The 17,917-nt window shown below is 29.9% G+C and carries 13 protein-coding genes and 1 tRNA gene; 7 read left to right on the top strand and 7 right to left on the bottom strand.

What is annotated here, in order from left to right:
* Nucleotides 1-39: 39 nt before the first annotated feature.
* Nucleotides 40-2,655, bottom strand: coding sequence for an AsmA-like C-terminal region-containing protein (locus BM335_RS09490; RefSeq protein WP_090226046.1), 2,616 nt, complete (start codon nt 2,653-2,655; stop codon nt 40-42).
* A gap of 306 nt (nt 2,656-2,961) precedes the next feature.
* Nucleotides 2,962-3,786, bottom strand: a complete 825-nt coding sequence (locus BM335_RS09485; RefSeq protein WP_090226043.1) for a GIN domain-containing protein — start codon at nt 3,784-3,786, stop codon at nt 2,962-2,964.
* Between the two features lie 185 nt (nt 3,787-3,971).
* On the opposite strand from BM335_RS09485, the gene BM335_RS09480 reads away from it, so the two are divergent.
* From BM335_RS09480 to BM335_RS09460, 5 genes are all read left to right on the top strand, one after another.
* Nucleotides 3,972-4,045, top strand: a tRNA-Thr gene (locus BM335_RS09480).
* A gap of 105 nt (nt 4,046-4,150) precedes the next feature.
* Nucleotides 4,151-4,756, top strand: coding sequence for a uridine kinase (gene udk / locus BM335_RS09475; protein ID WP_090226038.1), 606 nt, complete (start codon nt 4,151-4,153; stop codon nt 4,754-4,756).
* Nucleotides 4,757-4,759: 3 nt separating this feature from the next.
* Nucleotides 4,760-5,080 (top strand): FtsB family cell division protein, encoded by a 321-nt coding sequence (locus BM335_RS09470; protein ID WP_090226033.1) that lies wholly within the window; start codon nt 4,760-4,762, stop codon nt 5,078-5,080.
* A 37-nt stretch (nt 5,081-5,117) separates the two neighbouring features.
* On the top strand, nt 5,118-6,422 hold the full coding sequence (locus tag BM335_RS09465; protein WP_090226028.1) for a methylmalonyl-CoA mutase family protein: 1,305 nt from the start codon (nt 5,118-5,120) through the stop codon (nt 6,420-6,422).
* A gap of 8 nt (nt 6,423-6,430) precedes the next feature.
* Complete coding sequence (locus tag BM335_RS09460) at nt 6,431-7,579, top strand: methylmalonyl-CoA mutase family protein (RefSeq protein ID WP_090226022.1); 1,149 nt, start codon at nt 6,431-6,433, stop codon at nt 7,577-7,579.
* A gap of 83 nt (nt 7,580-7,662) precedes the next feature.
* On the opposite strand, the gene BM335_RS09455 is transcribed toward BM335_RS09460, so the two are convergent.
* From BM335_RS09455 to BM335_RS09440, 4 genes are read right to left on the bottom strand one after another with little or no spacing between them, the layout of a single operon-like run.
* Nucleotides 7,663-8,433 carry a hypothetical protein gene (locus BM335_RS09455; protein ID WP_090226019.1) on the bottom strand — a complete coding sequence of 257 codons (771 nt, stop codon included), beginning with the start codon at nt 8,431-8,433 and terminating at the stop codon, nt 7,663-7,665.
* Between the two features lie 34 nt (nt 8,434-8,467).
* Nucleotides 8,468-9,208, bottom strand: a complete 741-nt coding sequence (locus BM335_RS09450; protein ID WP_090226017.1) for an MIP/aquaporin family protein — start codon at nt 9,206-9,208, stop codon at nt 8,468-8,470.
* A gap of 32 nt (nt 9,209-9,240) precedes the next feature.
* Complete coding sequence (glpK, locus tag BM335_RS09445; RefSeq protein ID WP_090226014.1) at nt 9,241-10,737, bottom strand: glycerol kinase GlpK; 1,497 nt, start codon at nt 10,735-10,737, stop codon at nt 9,241-9,243.
* A 27-nt stretch (nt 10,738-10,764) separates the two neighbouring features.
* Nucleotides 10,765-12,321 carry a glycerol-3-phosphate dehydrogenase/oxidase gene (locus BM335_RS09440; RefSeq protein WP_090226010.1) on the bottom strand — a complete coding sequence of 519 codons (1,557 nt, stop codon included), beginning with the start codon at nt 12,319-12,321 and terminating at the stop codon, nt 10,765-10,767.
* Between the two features lie 297 nt (nt 12,322-12,618).
* Between BM335_RS09440 and BM335_RS09435 the strand changes: the two genes are divergently transcribed.
* Complete coding sequence (locus BM335_RS09435; protein ID WP_090226005.1) at nt 12,619-13,386, top strand: DeoR/GlpR family DNA-binding transcription regulator; 768 nt, start codon at nt 12,619-12,621, stop codon at nt 13,384-13,386.
* A 226-nt stretch (nt 13,387-13,612) separates the two neighbouring features.
* Here the strand turns inward: BM335_RS09435 and BM335_RS09430 are convergent, their stop codons facing one another.
* A complete protein-coding gene (locus BM335_RS09430; protein ID WP_090226001.1) occupies nt 13,613-14,017 on the bottom strand; it encodes an HU family DNA-binding protein in 405 nt (134 codons plus the stop codon).
* 601 nt (nt 14,018-14,618) lie between these two features.
* Between BM335_RS09430 and BM335_RS09425 the strand changes: the two genes are divergently transcribed.
* Nucleotides 14,619-17,870: a type ISP restriction/modification enzyme gene (locus BM335_RS09425; protein ID WP_090225998.1), complete on the top strand. Its 3,252-nt coding sequence runs from the start codon at nt 14,619-14,621 to the stop codon at nt 17,868-17,870.
* Nucleotides 17,871-17,917: the final 47 nt, after the last annotated feature.

Raw genomic sequence — 17,917 nt, 5'->3', positions numbered from 1 at the left:
TTCATCTGTTATTGTATCATTTTTTAATGAAAAACATCTTTAATTAACGGTATCTTTTTTCTTCTTGTTACCAGAAAGAAAGTCTTTTAGTTTATTCTTAACCAAACTATCAACAACTACTTTTGGCTTTGTAACATCAACTTTTGGAGTTGTTGTATTTTTTACAGTATCCGTTTCATTTGTAGATGGAACTTTTAATAAGCCTGACAAAATATCTGTACCTTTTCCTTTTAACTTATTTACATCCACCAATTGTTTTGTCAAATTAGTAACAGACGATTTATAATCCGTTGTAATACTCGGATTTGTAAAATTACCTCCAATATTTGCTGTAACAGGTACAATTAGTTTAGAAACATCTTCACTACTCATTTTTGCCATTAATGATGTTATTTCAGCGCCCAAATATTTTGCCGGAACCATAAAAGTTGCTTTATAATCCATTGTTTTATCAAAACCGTGACTACCAGAAATATTTATTTCAATATCCTTATATTTAATAGTAAACGGTTTCACATTTACTTTTCCATTTTCAAAAGAAACAAACGCTTTAATATTATTTAAATCTAATTTTGAAAGATCTATAAATTTAAGCTGACTTGCCAAAGTGTTTAATAATGGTGACGTTTTAGCATCTATATTTTCTGTTTGAATTTCAGCAAGTGCATTTCCTGAAATTGTACCCAAATTTGGAATTAAATCTTCATTTAAATTTCCCGAAAATTTTAATGTTGAATTTAAAGTACCTCCAATAATTTTAGCAATTGGCGCTAAAGCATTTAACACTTCCATTTTATTAAATGATTGCGCTATATTAAATGTATTCATACCAATATCCATTGCAAAGGTTGGTGTATTCTCTTTCGTTGAAACATTTCCGCTTAAAGCTATATTTCCTCCAAAAATTGATGATGTTACGTTTTCTAACGTAACTTTTTCATCATTAATATACATTTTACCTTTAAGGTTTTGAAGTTCTAAATTATCATACAAAACTGTTTTTGCTGATGCCGATATTGTACAATCTAAAAAAGCTGGTATTTTTAATGCTGCTTTTGATGTTGATGTTGTTTCTGTATTTATTGCACTAGCATCACTCATAAAATCGTTTACAGAAAAAGTATTAGATGTCAAATTAAAATTACCTTTTAATGGTTTATTTGATACAACAAAACCAATAACATCTTGTATGGTTCCAGTAGCATTCATATCTGTTTTTCCTGTAGATGCAATAAATTCTTTTAATACAATGGCTTGAGGCGTAAAATTAACAGCGGTAGATTTTATGTTAAACTCATTTTTAAATTCTTCACCTTTATACACAAAATTAGACAAAGCCATTGAACCGCTACTTTTAATACGCGCATAGTTATTTTTTTCAACAGCTTCCATATCAAAGTTGGTAGCAATGTCCATTTTTAAAATTCCAGCTAATTGTTGTTCCAATTTAAACGGATACGCTTGCGAGATATTTGCAAGGTTAATTGTTCCTTTTAATTTTGCATTTACTAACGGATTTGTTGTTAAATTTTTAATAGTTCCGTTAGATTCAAACTTATCTTGGTCAATTCTAAAATTTAAAGCATCTAAGTTAACATAGGTGTCAGCAATAATTCCAGTTTCGTTTTTAATAAGTGCTTTTATTATTATGTTTTCAACACTTTTTGGTAAATCTGGATATTTAAAAGAAGCGTTATTTGACGCAATATTTATATCAAAATTAGGAATTCTATCATCATTATTCATTCCCTTAATAACACCAATTACAGTAAAATCACCTTCCGTTTTAACATTATCTAAATTTTTAGCATACTCTTTTGGCATTACTGCTAAAAAGTTTTTAAATGAAGATGTTGGAGTTTTAAAGTTAATATCTATTTGTTGACCTTCATCTAACATAATTACATTTCCATCAAAAATTAAAGGTAAACCACTAATGTTTGCTTCATTTTCAAGAAATGAATAGGTGTTTGTTTTTAAATCAATTCCAATGATGGCATCTAAAGACAATTCATTATCTTCAAAATATTTTATCTTGTCAAATTGAAAAGACAATTTTGCAGATGATTTTGTGTCTAACTTCGATTTTTCTGTAGATAAATCGCCAGAACCAGAATGATTAAATTCCTTTAATTCCAACGATATATTTGCTGCTTCATCTTTATATTTTATATGACTATTGGTAATTTCATAACTTTTTACGGCAAAATTAATCGCATCCTTTTTATTTTTATCTTTTGCATCAGAAGGTTTCATGATATCGTAATTTGTTTTGCCTTCTTTATTTGAAATTAGATTTACATAAGCATCACCAAACTTTATATCAGTGATTTGAATAGATTCGCTATTACTTTTAAAAAGCGCAGTAATAGGCATATTTAAATGTAATTCTTTTATAAAAGTCAATGTATCTTTTTCAAATGGAGCATTGGTTGTTATTTTAAAATCTGATATGGTAAGTGCAGCACTAGGAAAACTTTTAAACAAGCTTAAATCAACATCATTAAAATCAACATTAGCATTTACATTATCATTAATAGCAGTTAAAACTGCATTTTTAATTTTTCCTTTTAGTAAAAATGGTGCAGCAGCCAATAATGCAACAAAAAGCACTAAAACTACTGCTGTTATTTTGGCTATTTTTTTATAATTCATCGTTTTTATTTTTATAGTATCTGTATGTAAAAGTATTAAATTTATGTATTTATTAAACGCATAATATTTTGTTAAATTGAATGTTTATTTCATAAAAAAAACATAACAATATTAGCAAACTGTATTAGTAAATCTTTTTTTATTGAAATTAAAAACACTGGTACAAATAATATGACTGTTTAATTTACTAAAAAATAGCGCCTTTTCAAAAAAAGGAATTTAACATCTATAAATTCTAAAATTTAGAAATAAAAAACCTTCAAAAAAAATTGAAGGCTTCATTATGTAATTAAATTTTAGGCAGTATTACCTTTTTATTATTTCAGCTTTATCATTTAAACCCTCTACTTTAATTTCAGGTTCACCATAAACATAAATTTTACTTTTGTCTTTTGCATAAATGTTTAATAACTTACTGGTGTAAATATAAATGTTAGAAGATTCAGAAATAGTAACGTTTGAATTGGTTGTTTTTAAATCTTTACCTTTTAAAGTACCAGAATTAGTTCCTGTAAATTTTAATTCAGTTACTTCTCCCGATAAATTTAAATCCGACCTATCTACCATTTTTAATTCTAATTCATCTAAAACAACATTGCCTTTCATAAATGCATTTTCATCCAACATTACAATGGCTTTTTCGCCCGTTAAATTAATTTCACCCGAAACACTTTTTGCCAATCTAAAATAAGAGTTATCTGCTTTTAAATCTAATTTAAAAGATGCATCATCAAATGCTGCAAACGTTAAATTTTTTGCATAAATTTTACTTGAACAAAGTAACTCAGCGTCATTTCTTAAAGTTACATTTGAAATATTTTTTACGGTTAAATCAATTTCAAGTTTTTTCTTTGATACAATATTTGAAGTAGTATAAATTTTTAAAACACTATCTATCACCTGAAAATTAATATCACTTACTAGATTTTCATCTGCCATTAAATGATAACCATTATTAGCAGCTTGAGAAATTGTGACTTTTAAATTATCACCAATATCAATGGCATTAAACCCTTCTAAAGTATTAAATACATCAGTTACTATTTTATTTCCTTTTAATTTTTCTTTTTTTTGTGCAAAAACATTGGTTACACAAACAGCTAAAATTAGCAATAAAACTATTTTTTTCATCTTTAAAATTTACATTATAACTTATTAGACACTAAACACTAATTTAAGTCACTTTTTAAGCATTAAAATAATGTAATCAAATGTAAATAATTGGTTTAACTAAAATGGATAAAAAATAATTAAAAAAATATGAAAAAATATTTGGTAATTAGTTAGAAAGTAATTTAATTTGCACCCGTTAATAAGCCGATGTAGCTCAGCTGGCTAGAGCAGCTGATTTGTAATCAGCAGGTCGTGGGTTCGAGTCCCTCTATCGGCTCAAAAAAGCCTCTTCAAATTTGAAGAGGCTTTTTTATTTTATTTAAAATAAATGAATGCTATTTAAATTTATTAAATTCGCAATTATAAACAAACGTATTAAAGTATGCTAGTAATAGGAATTGCCGGAGGCACTGGAAGTGGAAAGACAACCGTAGTAAATCAAATTTTACATGAACTTCCTGCCGATGAAGTATGTGTAATTTCTCAGGATTCATATTATAACGCTACCCACGATTTATCGTACCAAGAACGTACCAAAATAAATTTTGATCATCCAAAAGCTATTGACTTTGATTTATTAGTTGCACATTTAAAACAATTAAGAAAAGGAGAAGTTATTGAACAACCTGTATATTCTTTTGTTACACACGACAGAACTGTAGATACACTAATAACACATCCAAGAAAAGTAGTAATTGTTGAAGGAATTTTAATTTTTAACAATAAAGAATTAAGAGATTTATTTGATATAAAAATATTTGTACATGCGGATACTGATGAACGTTTAATTAGAAGAGTTCGCAGAGACATTGAAGAACGTGGCAGAGATGTAAATGAAGTTTTAACACGTTACCAAAATACGCTAAAACCTATGCATCAACAATTTATAGAACCTACTAAAAATTATGCAGATATTATTATTCCAAATGACCGGTATAATACTGTAGCAATTGATATTGTTAGAACTGTGATAAGTAACAAACTATAAAAAATGACTTTTAAACAATTCAGAAATAAGCCATTCATAAAATTTATAACAAATAAATATGTTGTTATTTTAGCAATATTTATTGTTTGGATGCTTTTTTTTGATGAAAATTCGTACTTAACACATCGGGAATTTGATAAGGAAATTGACAAACTAAATAGCGAAAAAGAATATTATAACACGCAAATAAATCACGACAAAGAATTAATTAATAAGCTTGAAAACAAGGAAGAATTAGAAAAATTTGCCCGTGAAGAATACCATATGAAAAAAGAAAATGAAGATATTTACATTATTGAATACGATACTTTAGAAAAAAAATAACGTATTTTTAAGCGCATCTTTTTTCAACACTAAAGCTATGTCTAATCTTTTAACAAATGATTTTCAACCAAGTTCCTCAACAGCTTGGAAACAAAAGATTCAGTTCGAATTAAATGGCGCTGACTACAACAAAACACTACTCACACAAACAAACGAAGGAATTACTATAAAACCATTTTATCATTCCGATAATTTTGAAAAAATAATGGTTCCTGCAACCAAAAATAATTTTAACAGTTGCCAAACAATAAAAATTACAACAGAAGAAACTGCAAATTTAGAAGCATTATCTGTTATTGAAAAAGGTGTAAACGCTCTTAAATTTGACGCATTAAAACCGTTTGATTTTAATACATTATTTCAAAATTTATTACATAAAAATATTGAATTCCATTTTAGCTTCGGATTGTTATCTGAAAGCTTTATACAAGAACTTTGTGCATTTTTAAATGCTGAAACTCTTTATTTAAACATTGATATTATAGGAAATTTTGCACAAACGGGTAATTGGTTTTCTAATTTTAACAATGATTTTAAAAGTATTGAGCAGCTCATTCAAACAAACCCTGCTGCCAATATTTTAAGTGTAAATGTGGGTTTGTACCAAAATGCAGGCGCTAATATTATACAACAAGTTGCTTATGCCCTTGCCCATGCAAATGAATACTTCAACAAATTTGGCGGCAACATTGCAAATAACATCCAGTTTAATTTTGCTATAGGAAACAATTATTTTTTTGAAATTGCCAAAATTAGAGCTTTCCGTTATTTATTAAATTTAGTTTTAACAGCATACCAAACAACAGTTGATGTTCCAATTTTTGCTGAACCGAGTTTTAGAAACAAAAGTTCACATTGTTATAATTGCTTTGTACAAAGAGCTTCAACAGAGTTTATGAGCGGCATCATTGGCGGTGCTCATACAATTTCTAACAATGTGACCAATAAATCTTGTTTACAAAATTTAATCAATTTAAAAGAGGAATTTTCTACTAAAAATAGATCAGAAATTACAGAGGGGAATTATTACATAGAATCTTTAACCAAACAAATTGCTGAAAAAGCACTTATAGTTTTTAAAGAAATTGAAAAAGGTGGTGGATTTTTACAACTCCTAAAAGAAGGTACTATTCAAAGAAAAATTAATGAAAGTGCTCAAAAAGAACAACATCAATTTAATACTGGAGCACTTGTTTTGGTAGAAAGCAATACATACACATCAAAAAATGACACAGAAAAATTGGATTATTTTAATAAAACCTCAACAACTAAAACGTATAGAAAAACAGTTATTATACCAATTAAAGCGAAAAGATTAGCAGAAAAATTAGAGCAAAAATAACAATAAAAATGAAACGTAAAGATTTTTCAGACCTTTCTATTCAAGCTCAACATGAGAAAATTTCTTATTTTGAACATGAAGATTTTATTGCTGGAGTTCCTCCATATACTAGAGGGCTTAATGCTACTACAGTTCTTAAAAAACAGCTAACTATACAATTATTAGTCAATTTCTCATCGCCAGTAAAAAGTAATACATTTATAAAAGAAAATACCGATTATAAATCCATTATTCTTGAAATAAACACGTTACCAACAATAAATTCTGGTATTTATATATCTTCAATTGAAGATATGAAATTATTATTAAATGAACTTCCACTACATAAATTATCAATAACATTAAGCACTAAAAACTCCATTTTAATAGTTTTGGGATTATTTATAGCCGCAAGCAAACAATTAGGTTTTAAGGAAGAAACTTTAAATTTATCGGTTAATTACAATTATAAAAATGCGCTTATTAACAGTAATTTTTACTTTAATACCATTGAAACTATTTTAACTTATTCAACTAAAAATTTACCAAAATTTAAAACACTTTCAATTTCAGCAATTCAACCAAATCTTAAATCAAGTATTGAAAATGAATTAGCTTTTTTTTTAGCTGAAACTTATGAAAATTTAAATAATTGTATTTTACATGGCGTTTTAGTGGATGCTGTTGCTTCAAAAATTTCGTTTAACTACAATATAAGTGGAGATCATTTATTGGAAATTTCAAAAATGAGAGCTGCAAGATTACTTTGGGCAAAAATGATACATTTATTAAAACCTAAACAACAATATTCATTTGCCTTACAAATACATTCAACTGAAAATTTTAGTAATTATCACAAAGTGTTTTCGGCCATTTTAGGAGGTGCACAACGTATTATTTCTAATAAAAATACCTTTCTAATATTTGAAAATGAAACTCATATTACAAAAACAATAGATCCTTGGGCAGGTTCAACATTTATTGAAAAAACAACAGAAGAAATTTCAATAAAGGCATGGACTCTTTTTGAAAAAATACTATCAAAAGGTGGATTCTCGCAAATAACAGCTCAAGAAAATTTAAAAATTGAAAAAGTAAAGGATAATTCATTTCAATTAATTATTGAAGCTGCCAAAAATAACGCAACAATTGAAGAACTGAATTCAATTGTTTTTTAAAAAAATAAAACCCATAATTATAATTTTTACATTATAATTATGGGTAGTGTAAATATAAAGAACTCTGTGTAAATATTTTCTAATTAAAATAAAGTAACCGCTAATTGAACTCTTGCTATTTTAGTAGAAGGATTCCACATTGTTGTTGCAGAAACCGGAATACTTAAATCAGAAAATTTTAATGTTTTTGAAGCTGTTAAACCAACATTTACAACATCAAAATTTTCCTGTCCGTCACCATATAAATGCGTATCTCCATTCAATGAGAAACCTGCTCCTACGTAACCACTTAAATTCACTTTAGAATTATTAACTAAAGGATAAGAAACTTGCACATAAGTTGAAGTACGTTGTTCAAAATCTCCGTTAGTAGCAATTTGTGAATCTCCGCTACCAAACAATAAAAAGTCTGCTTCTAAAGTTAAAGGAAAACTTTCACCAAAATTATACGATGTTCTTAAATCTAATAAATGTCCGGAAGTTTCTTTTTTATAATCCCAAACATCTGGACTTGCAACACCTCTTGTATTAAATAAATCCCATAATCCAATAGAAAAACCATTTGCAGCATATTGCATATAATAGTTTATTTCCTTGTAATGCGTTCCATCGCTATCATTAGACATAGCCATTCCACCCCAAAAACCTGCAGTAAAATTCCCTGACTCGTTTAATTTAAAAGTTGTAAGTACCATAACTACTGGCTTGTCTGTAATTACCAAACCTCTCCATAAGTGGTTTGATTGTAGATTCACAGAAAAATCAACAGGACCATCTTTCAATTCAGTTTCTTGAGCTACACTCATTTGAACTGATAAAACGGCTACTAATAGTATTAATAATATTTTTTTCATTATTATATTTTTAAAATTTTAATTATTTAACTTGTTAAACTAAAGCAACATATAAAAGCGCTGCAATTACACACCCAATAATTGGACCTACAACAGGAATCCAAGCGTATCCCCAGTCACTTTTACCTTTTATTGGTAAAATAGCGTGCATAATTCTTGGTCCTAAATCTCTTGCTGGATTAATAGCATAACCTGTTGTTCCACCTAATGACAAACCAATTACCCAAACTAAGAATGCTACTGGCAATGCGCCTAATGAACCTAACCCAATAATCGCTTTTCCGTTAATACCATCACCAATAATATCTAAGCTTGGTCCTGCCAAATAAAATATTACAAATACTAAAACAAAGGTTCCAATAATTTCACTCATTAAATTTGAAAACGTGTTTTTAATAGCTGGTCCTGTACTAAAGCAAGCTAATTTTCCACCTTCATCATCGGTTGCATTAAAATGATCTCTATAAAACAACCATACTAAAAATGCTCCTAACATTGCTCCAATCATTTCTCCTGCAATGTATTCAGGCACTAAACTCCAAGATAATTTTCCAGCTGTTGCTAACGCAATAGTTACTGCTGGATTTAAATGCGCACCACTATAAGGCCCTGCAACTACTACTCCTACAAAAACTGCTAAAGCCCAAGCAGTGGTAATTACAATCCATCCAGAATTGTTTCCTTTTGTATCTTTTAAAACTACGTTTGCTACAACTCCGTTACCTAATAAAATAAGCAACATTGTCCCTAATATTTCTGCTACTAGAATTGACATAATCTAATTTTTTATAATTTTTGAATAATTTATTAATCTTCGATCCAGTTTTGTGCACATTTTACAGCTTTATGCCAGTAATGCAACATGTTTTCTACTTTCTCTTTTTCTAGTTTTGGAAAAAATTCCTTATCAACGATCCATTGTGCTTGAATATCATCAACACTATCCCAGTAACCCACAGCTAAACCTGCTAAATAAGCAGCTCCTAATGCTGTAGTTTCTAAAGTTTTTGGACGAATAATTTTAAATTGGAATAAATCTGACTGAATTTGCATTAACAAATTACTAGCAGCTGCACCACCATCAACTCTTAATTCAATACTTTTTTCTCCTGCATCAGCTTCCATCGCTTTTACTATATCATAAACTTGAAATGCAATACCTTCTAATGTTGCACGAGCAATATGATTATCTGTTGTGCCTCGAGTAATACCCATAATTACGCCACGCGCATATTGATCCCAATAAGGAGCTCCTAAACCAGTTAATGCAGGTACAAAATATACACCTCCATTATCTTCTACTGTTTCCGCTAATGAATTAACTCCCGGTGCTGTTTTAATTACCCTTGCTCCATCGCGTAACCATTGTACAGCTGCACCACCAACAAATACACTTCCTTCTAAAGCGTAAGTTGTTTTTCCATTAATTTTCCATCCAACAGTTGTTAATAAATTATTATTAGAATATACAGCCTTTTCACCTGTGTTCATCAATAAGAAACATCCTGTACCATACGTATTTTTTACCATTCCAGGTTTTGTACACATTTGCCCAAATAATGCAGCTTGTTGATCACCTGCGATACCTGCAATAGGAATTTTTGTTGAAAATAATGTTGTTGCTGTTGTTCCATAAATTTCACTACTTTGTTTTACTGTAGGTAAAATTGCTTTTGGAATGTTAAATAATTTTAATAATTCTTCATCCCATTCTAGTGTATGAATATTTAACAACATTGTTCTACTTGCGTTAGAAACATCGGTAATAAACATATTACCTCTTGTTAATTTCCAAACCAACCAAGTATCAACAGTACCAAAACATAATTTACCTGCTTCAGCTTTTTCTCTTGCTCCTTCAACATTATCAAGAATCCATTTTAATTTAGTTGCAGAAAAATAGGCATCTAATACTAAACCTGTTTTCTTTTTAATCATATCAATATGACCTGCAGCTTTTAGCTCATCACAATATTTAGCCGTTCTTCTATCTTGCCAAACAATTGCATTGTAAATTGGCTCACTAGTTTCACGATCCCACACAATGGTAGTTTCTCTTTGATTTGTAATACCAATTGCAGCAATTCCCTCACCTGATATACCTTGCTGTGCAACTACTTCAGCAGCAACAGATATTTGTGATGACCAAATTTCGTTTGGGTTGTGTTCTACCCATCCTGGTTTTGGAAAAATTTGTTCAAATGGTTTTTGAGAAACTCTCACAATTTCTCCGTTGTGATTAAACAAAATCGCTCTGGAGGAAGTAGTACCTTGATCTAAGGCTAAAATTAATTTGTTTTTCATTATATATTGGGTTTTATGGTTAATCTTTTATAAAATGTAGTTCATTGTTACATTTAAATAATCTTCAACTTGTTTGGTTTGCCAAGCTTCATCTTTTCCTAATTCTTTTGCCATTATTTTAGCAACCCTAGGAGCCATTTTAATACTTTCACGAGCATCTAATAATTGACAACGTGTTCTACGCGCAAGAAAATCTTCAACAGTACGACACATTTCGTGTTCTACAGCCCATTTTACTTGTGCTTCAATTACATGTAAGCTTTTGCTTATTAACGTACCATTGCCAATTTTTGAAGCCATTTCTAAAATTGCAGCTTCATCAGATCCATAGTAGTATAAAGGATTATTATGATCCGGATTTTCTTTATATCCGTGTATTTTTAAATGTTTTGTTTTTGTTGGTAGTTTAGGCCAACCGTTTTTAATTTCGGTTTTATCAACTAAATCTTCTCCCATTTTTCTAAAAGTTGTCCATTTTCCACCAACCATTGTTAACATTCCTGAAGCTGATGTAAATATTTTATGACTTCTAGATATCTCTTTCGTTTTCTTACCTTCTTCAGTAGCAGCTAAAGGTCTTAAACCTGCAAAAACACTTAATACATCACTTCGTTTTGGTGCTTTTGTTAAATATCTTGCAGCTGTTTTTAAAATAAATTCTATCTCTTCTTCTAAAGCAATTGGCTCTAAAGACTCCTCTTTTATAGGTGTATCTGTTGTTCCAACAACCACTCTACCGTGCCAAGGCACTAAAAATAATACCCTTCCATCATCCGTTTTAGGAATCATAATTGCGTCATTGTCTGGTAAAAATGATTTATCTAACACTAAATGAACTCCTTGACTTGGTGCAATCGTTTTTTTAGCATTTGGAGAATCCATCATTAAAATAGCATCAGCAAATACGCCTGTTGCATTTACAACTTGCTTTCCTTTTATTTCGTATTGTTTTCCACCTTCTTCATCAAAACATTTCACTCCGGTAATCACTCCTTTATCATCTTTCAACAAACCATTTACAGAGCAATAATTAATAACAATAGCCCCTAATTCCGTAGCGCTTTGTAATGTATTTATAGCCAAACGCGTATCATCAAACTGACCATCATGATACACAACTCCTGCTGATATTTTATCAGGATTTATTGTTGAAATACGTTTTAATGTTTTAGCTTTTGATATTCTTTTTGATCTTCCTAAACTTAATTTCCCTGCCAACAAATCATACATTGTTAATCCTACAGTGTATTGTAATTCATCAAATAACCCATGAGTAGGTATAATAAATGATTGATTTTTCACTAAGTGCGGTGCATTTTGCGTTAACAATCCTCTTTCAACAACTGCTTCTCTAACCAACCCAACATCTCCTTGTGCCAAATAACGAACTCCTCCGTGCACAAGTTTTGTACTTTTACTAGAAGTTGATTTTGTAAAATCAGATTTCTCTAACAACACAACCGAATAACCTCTTGCTGAAGCTTCTAAGGCTATTCCAATTCCAGTAGCTCCACCACCTATAATAATAAAATCAAATTCTTTTGTAGTACCGCTGATTTTATCAATCATCTCACTTCTTTTCATATCTCAAATAATTTAAATCAATATTTTTTTTCTTATCACAACGTAAATGTAAAACATTTCGAAAGTATACGAAAGTTTTTTTATATTTTTTTTAAGATTATATGACTTTTATCAGACTTTCTAAATATTTCTATTTTATAAAAAGAACGTAAGCAACTGATTCCTCAAAACTTAAACAATGAATTTTAAAACAAAGAAATACTTTTATATAAAGCCACATATTACATGAAATTTATTTCGAAATATTTCGAATTAAATTAACATTACACTATATTTGTTATATAAAAAAACAATACAATGGTTTTAAATATCGCAGAACGTCATAAATTAATTTTAAAAAAATTGGAAGAAAACGGTTTTGTTGAAGTAACTGATTTAAGTAAAGAGTTTGATGTTTCATTAGTTACCATTAGAAAAGATTTAAAAGCATTAGAAGAAAAAAAATTATTGTTTCGCTCGCACGGAAGAGCAATCCCTTCTAATCCATACACTACAGAAAACCATGTAAATGTTAAAGAAAAGCTTCAAACAAAAGAAAAAATAAGAATAGCTTCGGCTGCCGGATTAATTTTAGAACCTAATGATAGTATTATTATTGCTTCCGGAACGTCTGTTATAGAATTTGCCAGACATTTAAAACCTGTTGAAGGACTTACTGTATTAACCGCATCATTAAATACCGCATTAATTTTATCAGAAAATCCGAATATTGATGTTATTCAATTAGGTGGAATTGTTAGACGCAGTTCTTCATCTGTTATAGGCCCTATTAGTGAAAAAATGCTGGCCGAATTTACCTTTACCAAGTTGTTTTTAGGTGTAGACGGTATAGATTTAGATTATGGACTTACCACAACAAACTCTATGGAAGCATCATTAAACAAAGAAATGATTAAAGCCGCTCATAAAATAATTGTGTTGGCCGATTCTTCTAAATTTGGGAGAAAAGGATTTGGGAGAATTTGCGGACTTCATGAAGTTGACCAAATAATTACCGACAGTGGTATTGATGAAAAAACAAAAAACAGACTTTTTGAGCTAGGCATTGATGTTACCATTGCATAACCTATTTAAACATTCCTAATACCTATACTCTATTAATCTATTTAAAATAAAAGAAAATTATTTCTAACATTAATTGATTTAAGTCTATGTAGTCTTTTTGATAGTAAACAACCTAACAGTATTTAATTAAAGTTTAAAACACATTTAAACCCATTATAACTAGATTATTTAAACCTAATTTAGGTAAATTATAATTGTTGCTAACTGCAAATAATAGTCATTCTAATTAATCGGTACTTCTGCTTCCTTCTTTATAAACAGTTATTCCTTTCTTTAACAAATGTTTCATTTCTAAAGCTGGTTGATAATTTAAATGAAACTTCTTAATATTTCGTTTCGGCGTTAATTCTGAAGCCAAGTCAGCAGCCGTACTCTGAAATCCAATTTTAAACTTCCCAACATCACCTAAATCCACAATTTTACCAACTTCTAAATGCTGTGTCATTTTTAAGCCCAATGCCGTTATTACACCAATAACATCTGGTACACTTAAAGAACTCTCGGTGCTAATTTCCTCAGCTATTTTTCTAATATTAACAGTACCAGTATTAACAGCTTGCATAATATATTGTTCTTTTTTGGTTGCTGCTATGGTATTGGTTCGTTTGGTAATTCTATATCGTATGGCCATAAACAAATGGGTTTTAAAATTTAAAAATGTGTATAAATAAATTGTTATTATTAAGTAATTTATTAATTGTTTTTTGTAATTTACACCTACCTTTATAAGTAGCTATTTATAAGCAATTTAAGTCATTTTGTAAATATAGTACATTTTTCAACTATTTTATGTACATTACTTACCCAATTTATCTACATTATTTAACACTCTTTTGTACTTTAGCAACACAAACCATACCAAGCTTTGTTAAGATTTAATAAGGAGTTTTACAAAATTTATACGTATCAATAACAACATTTAATAGGCAACGTTTTAAACAAACCTATATTCAAAAAAAAGACTACTTTTTTAATCCTTTTGGGTATCATTAGTTTTTGATGCTATTTTTATAGCAGTTCAAGTGATTTTCGTTAGAAAATACAGTCGAGAATACTAAAAATGTCATTAAAACGGGGCTCAATACATTTAGTGTTCCGTTTTACATCACAAAAAAACTAGAACGGACGTTTTTAAAAATTGCACCCAACACGTTTTTTTTATTGATTAGTATGAAATGCTTGCTACAAAAATACTATTTTAGTAAGCGCATAAAAAAATTGAAAAAGAAACGATGACTATTGAACAATACCTTACTAACATCAACCAACGTTACCAACTAGGGAACGCAACCGAACACACTTTTAGAGGAGATTTACAACTACTTATTGAAAGTTTAGTAAAAGATGTTAGAGCAACCAACGAACCGAAACGACAAAGTTGTGGTGCGCCCGATTATATTTTAGCTAAAAAAGAAATTCCCGTTGGGTTTATTGAGGCTAAAGATATTGGCGATAAAGATTTAGAAGGTAAAAAGAAAACTGGAAACAAAGAACAATTTGACCGTTACAAAGCGTCTTTAAATAACCTTATTTTTACAGATTATTTAGATTTTCACATTTACCAAGATGGCGCATTTATTACAAAAGTGGCTATTGCAACCATTAGCGAAAAAGGAATACAGCCACTGCCTGAAAACTTTATAACATTTGAAAATTTACTAAAAGACTTTTGCACACACGTTAGCCAAACCATCAAAAGTTCTAAAAAACTGGCAGAAATGATGGCAGGTAAAGCACGCTTACTGTCTGATGTTATTGAAAAGGCTTTAACAAGCGATGAAACCCACAATGAAGACAGTACACTTAAAGAGCAAATGCTTGCTTTTAAAAATATTTTAATACACGATATTACACCCAAAGGCTTTGCAGATGTATACGCGCAAACCATTGCCTACGGTTTGTTTGCAGCGCGTTTGCACGACCCAACGTTAGAAAGTTTTACACGGCAAGAAGCTGCAGAACTCATTCCTAAATCAAATCCGTTTTTACGTAAACTGTTTGGCTATATAGCCGGACCTGATATTGACGACCGCATTAAATGGATAGTAGACAATTTAACAGAAATATTTTTAGCTTGTAATGTTGAAGAAATCTTAAAAAACTACGGAAAATCAACAAAAATGGAAGATCCAATTATCCATTTTTACGAAACCTTTTTAAGTGAGTACGACCCTAAATTACGTAAAGCACGTGGTGTTTGGTACACACCTGCACCTGTAGTAAATTTTATTGTACGTGCGGTAGATGATATTTTAAAAACCGAATTTAATTTACCACAAGGGTTAGCAGATACTTCTAAAACCACTATTAAAGTAAAAACTGACATTGCAAATAAAAACTATAGTAGCGGTTATAAAGAGGTTGACCAAGAAGTACACAAAGTACAAATACTTGATCCTGCAACGGGTACTGGTACGTTTTTAGCTGAAGTAATTAAACACGTACACAAAAAGTTTAAAGGGCAAGAAGGCATTTGGAGTAGTTATGTTGAAAACAGTTTGTTACCGCGCTTAAATGGTTTTGAGTTGTTAATGGCAAGTTACGCAATGGCACATTTACAACTCGATTTATTGCTAAAAGAAACTGGTTTTAAACCAGCTTCTAACCAACGTACACGTGTGTATTTAACCAACAGTTTAGAAGAATTTCACCCAGATACAGGTACATTATTTGCCAATTGGTTAAGTAGTGAAGCCAATGAAGCCAACCATATAAAACGCGATACCCCTGTAATGTGTATTATTGGAAATCCGCCTTATAGTGGCGAAAGTGCTAATAAAGGCGATTGGATTATGAGCCTTATGGAAGATTATAAAAAAGAACCTGGGGGAAAGGAAAAATTAAACGAACGTAACCCAAAATGGATAAATGATGATTACGTGAAGTTTTTACGTTACGGACAATATTATATTGAAAAAAACGGAAGTGGTGTGTTGGCATTTATCAATCCTCATGGTTTTTTAGATAACCCAACTTTTAGAGGAATGCGTTGGAACTTGCTAAAAACCTACGATAAAATTTATACCATAGATTTACATGGCAATAGTAAAAAGAAAGAAACGTGCCCTGATGGCTCAACAGACCAAAATGTATTTGATATTATGCAAGGGGTTTCCATTAACATTTTTGTAAAAACAGGCAACAAAAAAACCAATGAATTAGGAAAAGTATTTCATTATGATTTATTTGGAAAACGTGAATTTAAATATGACTTCCTAACTAAAAACTCCTTAAAAACAATTAATTACAAAGAGTTGCCAAATAAAGCACCCAATTATTTTATGGTGCAAAAAGATTTTGAAGTTGAAGATGAATATAATAAAGGTTTTTCTTTAACAAATTTATTTCCTGTTAATAATGTTGGGATAGTTACTTCTCGTGATGGTTTTGTCATTGATGAAAATAAACAAGTTCTTGAAAATAGGATAAAATCATTTTTCACTTTAGAAAAAGAAGAATTACTTAATAAATATAATTTACGGGAAAATAAAAGTTGGAAGATTGATGAAGTTAAATTAAACTCTAAACAATTTAATTTGAATGATATTACAACTGTTACATACAGACCTTTTGATAATAGGAACTTGTATTATAATAATGATTTCATTGAAAGAAGCCGTTTAGAAGTTATGCAACATTTTATTAGCAATGATAATTTGGGTTTGTCGCTTTGTAAACAGTTTAAATCAGGTGATTCATATCAACATATTTTTATAACAAATAAAATTATTGAAAGTTCTTATGTTTCAAATAAAACAAGTGAAATAACAAGTTTATTCCCACTCTACCTCTACCCAGAAACCAACAACCAACAACTAACCACCACAAAAACAGAAAGAGTACCCAATTTAAACCACGAAATAGTAAACCAACTAGCCAAAACCTTAGGGTTAACATTTACCCCTGAAAAAGAAACGGAAAGCAATGTATGTTTTGCCAATAGTAGCGAGGTTACCAACAATTTTAAAACAACCTTTGCGCCTATAGATATCTTAGATTATATTTATGCGGTATTGCATTCGCCCACCTACCGTGAGAAATACAAAGAGTTTTTAAAAATAGATTTTCCACGCGTGCCTTATCCAAAAAATGCTGAAACATTTTGGCAATTGGTTAATTTGGGTGGCGAGCTTCGCCAACTGCATTTATTAGAAAGCCCAACAGTTGAAAATTTCATAACAAGCTATCCAAAAGGTGGAGACAATACTATTACCACCAAAGTAGGCACAAAAGATTGGGAGTTATTTGATACCGAAAAGCAATTAGGCAGAATTTGGATAAACGAAGAACAATATTTCGATACTATTCCGTTAGTAGCTTGGGAATTTTACATTGGTGGTTATCAACCAGCACAAAAATGGTTAAAAGATAGAAAAGACAGAATTCTAGAAATGGAGGATATATTTCATTATCAAAAAATAATAGTTGCTTTAACCGAAACCGATAGATTGATGAAAGAGATTGACAACATAGCGATAGAATAAAAATATTTTATACTACTTTTTAATTAATAGCGGATTTCTAATCAAAA

Source organism: Lutibacter maritimus, assembly GCF_900116115.1.
Taxonomy (GTDB): domain Bacteria; phylum Bacteroidota; class Bacteroidia; order Flavobacteriales; family Flavobacteriaceae; genus Lutibacter; species Lutibacter maritimus.
The sequence above is the reverse complement of the archived record's forward strand: the minus strand, read 5'-3'. Positions and strand labels throughout refer to the sequence as shown.

Coding starts and splice junctions, on each gene's coding strand:
- BM335_RS09490 (WP_090226046.1), bottom strand. CDS start 2,655: ATGAATTATAAAAAAATAGCCAAAATAACAGCAGTAGTTTTAGTGCTT.
- BM335_RS09485 (WP_090226043.1), bottom strand. CDS start 3,786: ATGAAAAAAATAGTTTTATTGCTAATTTTAGCTGTTTGTGTAACCAAT.
- udk (WP_090226038.1), top strand. CDS start 4,151: ATGCTAGTAATAGGAATTGCCGGAGGCACTGGAAGTGGAAAGACAACC.
- BM335_RS09470 (WP_090226033.1), top strand. CDS start 4,760: ATGACTTTTAAACAATTCAGAAATAAGCCATTCATAAAATTTATAACA.
- BM335_RS09465 (WP_090226028.1), top strand. CDS start 5,118: ATGTCTAATCTTTTAACAAATGATTTTCAACCAAGTTCCTCAACAGCT.
- BM335_RS09460 (WP_090226022.1), top strand. CDS start 6,431: ATGAAACGTAAAGATTTTTCAGACCTTTCTATTCAAGCTCAACATGAG.
- BM335_RS09455 (WP_090226019.1), bottom strand. CDS start 8,433: ATGAAAAAAATATTATTAATACTATTAGTAGCCGTTTTATCAGTTCAA.
- BM335_RS09450 (WP_090226017.1), bottom strand. CDS start 9,208: ATGTCAATTCTAGTAGCAGAAATATTAGGGACAATGTTGCTTATTTTA.
- glpK (WP_090226014.1), bottom strand. CDS start 10,737: ATGAAAAACAAATTAATTTTAGCCTTAGATCAAGGTACTACTTCCTCC.
- BM335_RS09440 (WP_090226010.1), bottom strand. CDS start 12,321: ATGAAAAGAAGTGAGATGATTGATAAAATCAGCGGTACTACAAAAGAA.
- BM335_RS09435 (WP_090226005.1), top strand. CDS start 12,619: ATGGTTTTAAATATCGCAGAACGTCATAAATTAATTTTAAAAAAATTG.
- BM335_RS09430 (WP_090226001.1), bottom strand. CDS start 14,017: ATGGCCATACGATATAGAATTACCAAACGAACCAATACCATAGCAGCA.
- BM335_RS09425 (WP_090225998.1), top strand. CDS start 14,619: ATGACTATTGAACAATACCTTACTAACATCAACCAACGTTACCAACTA.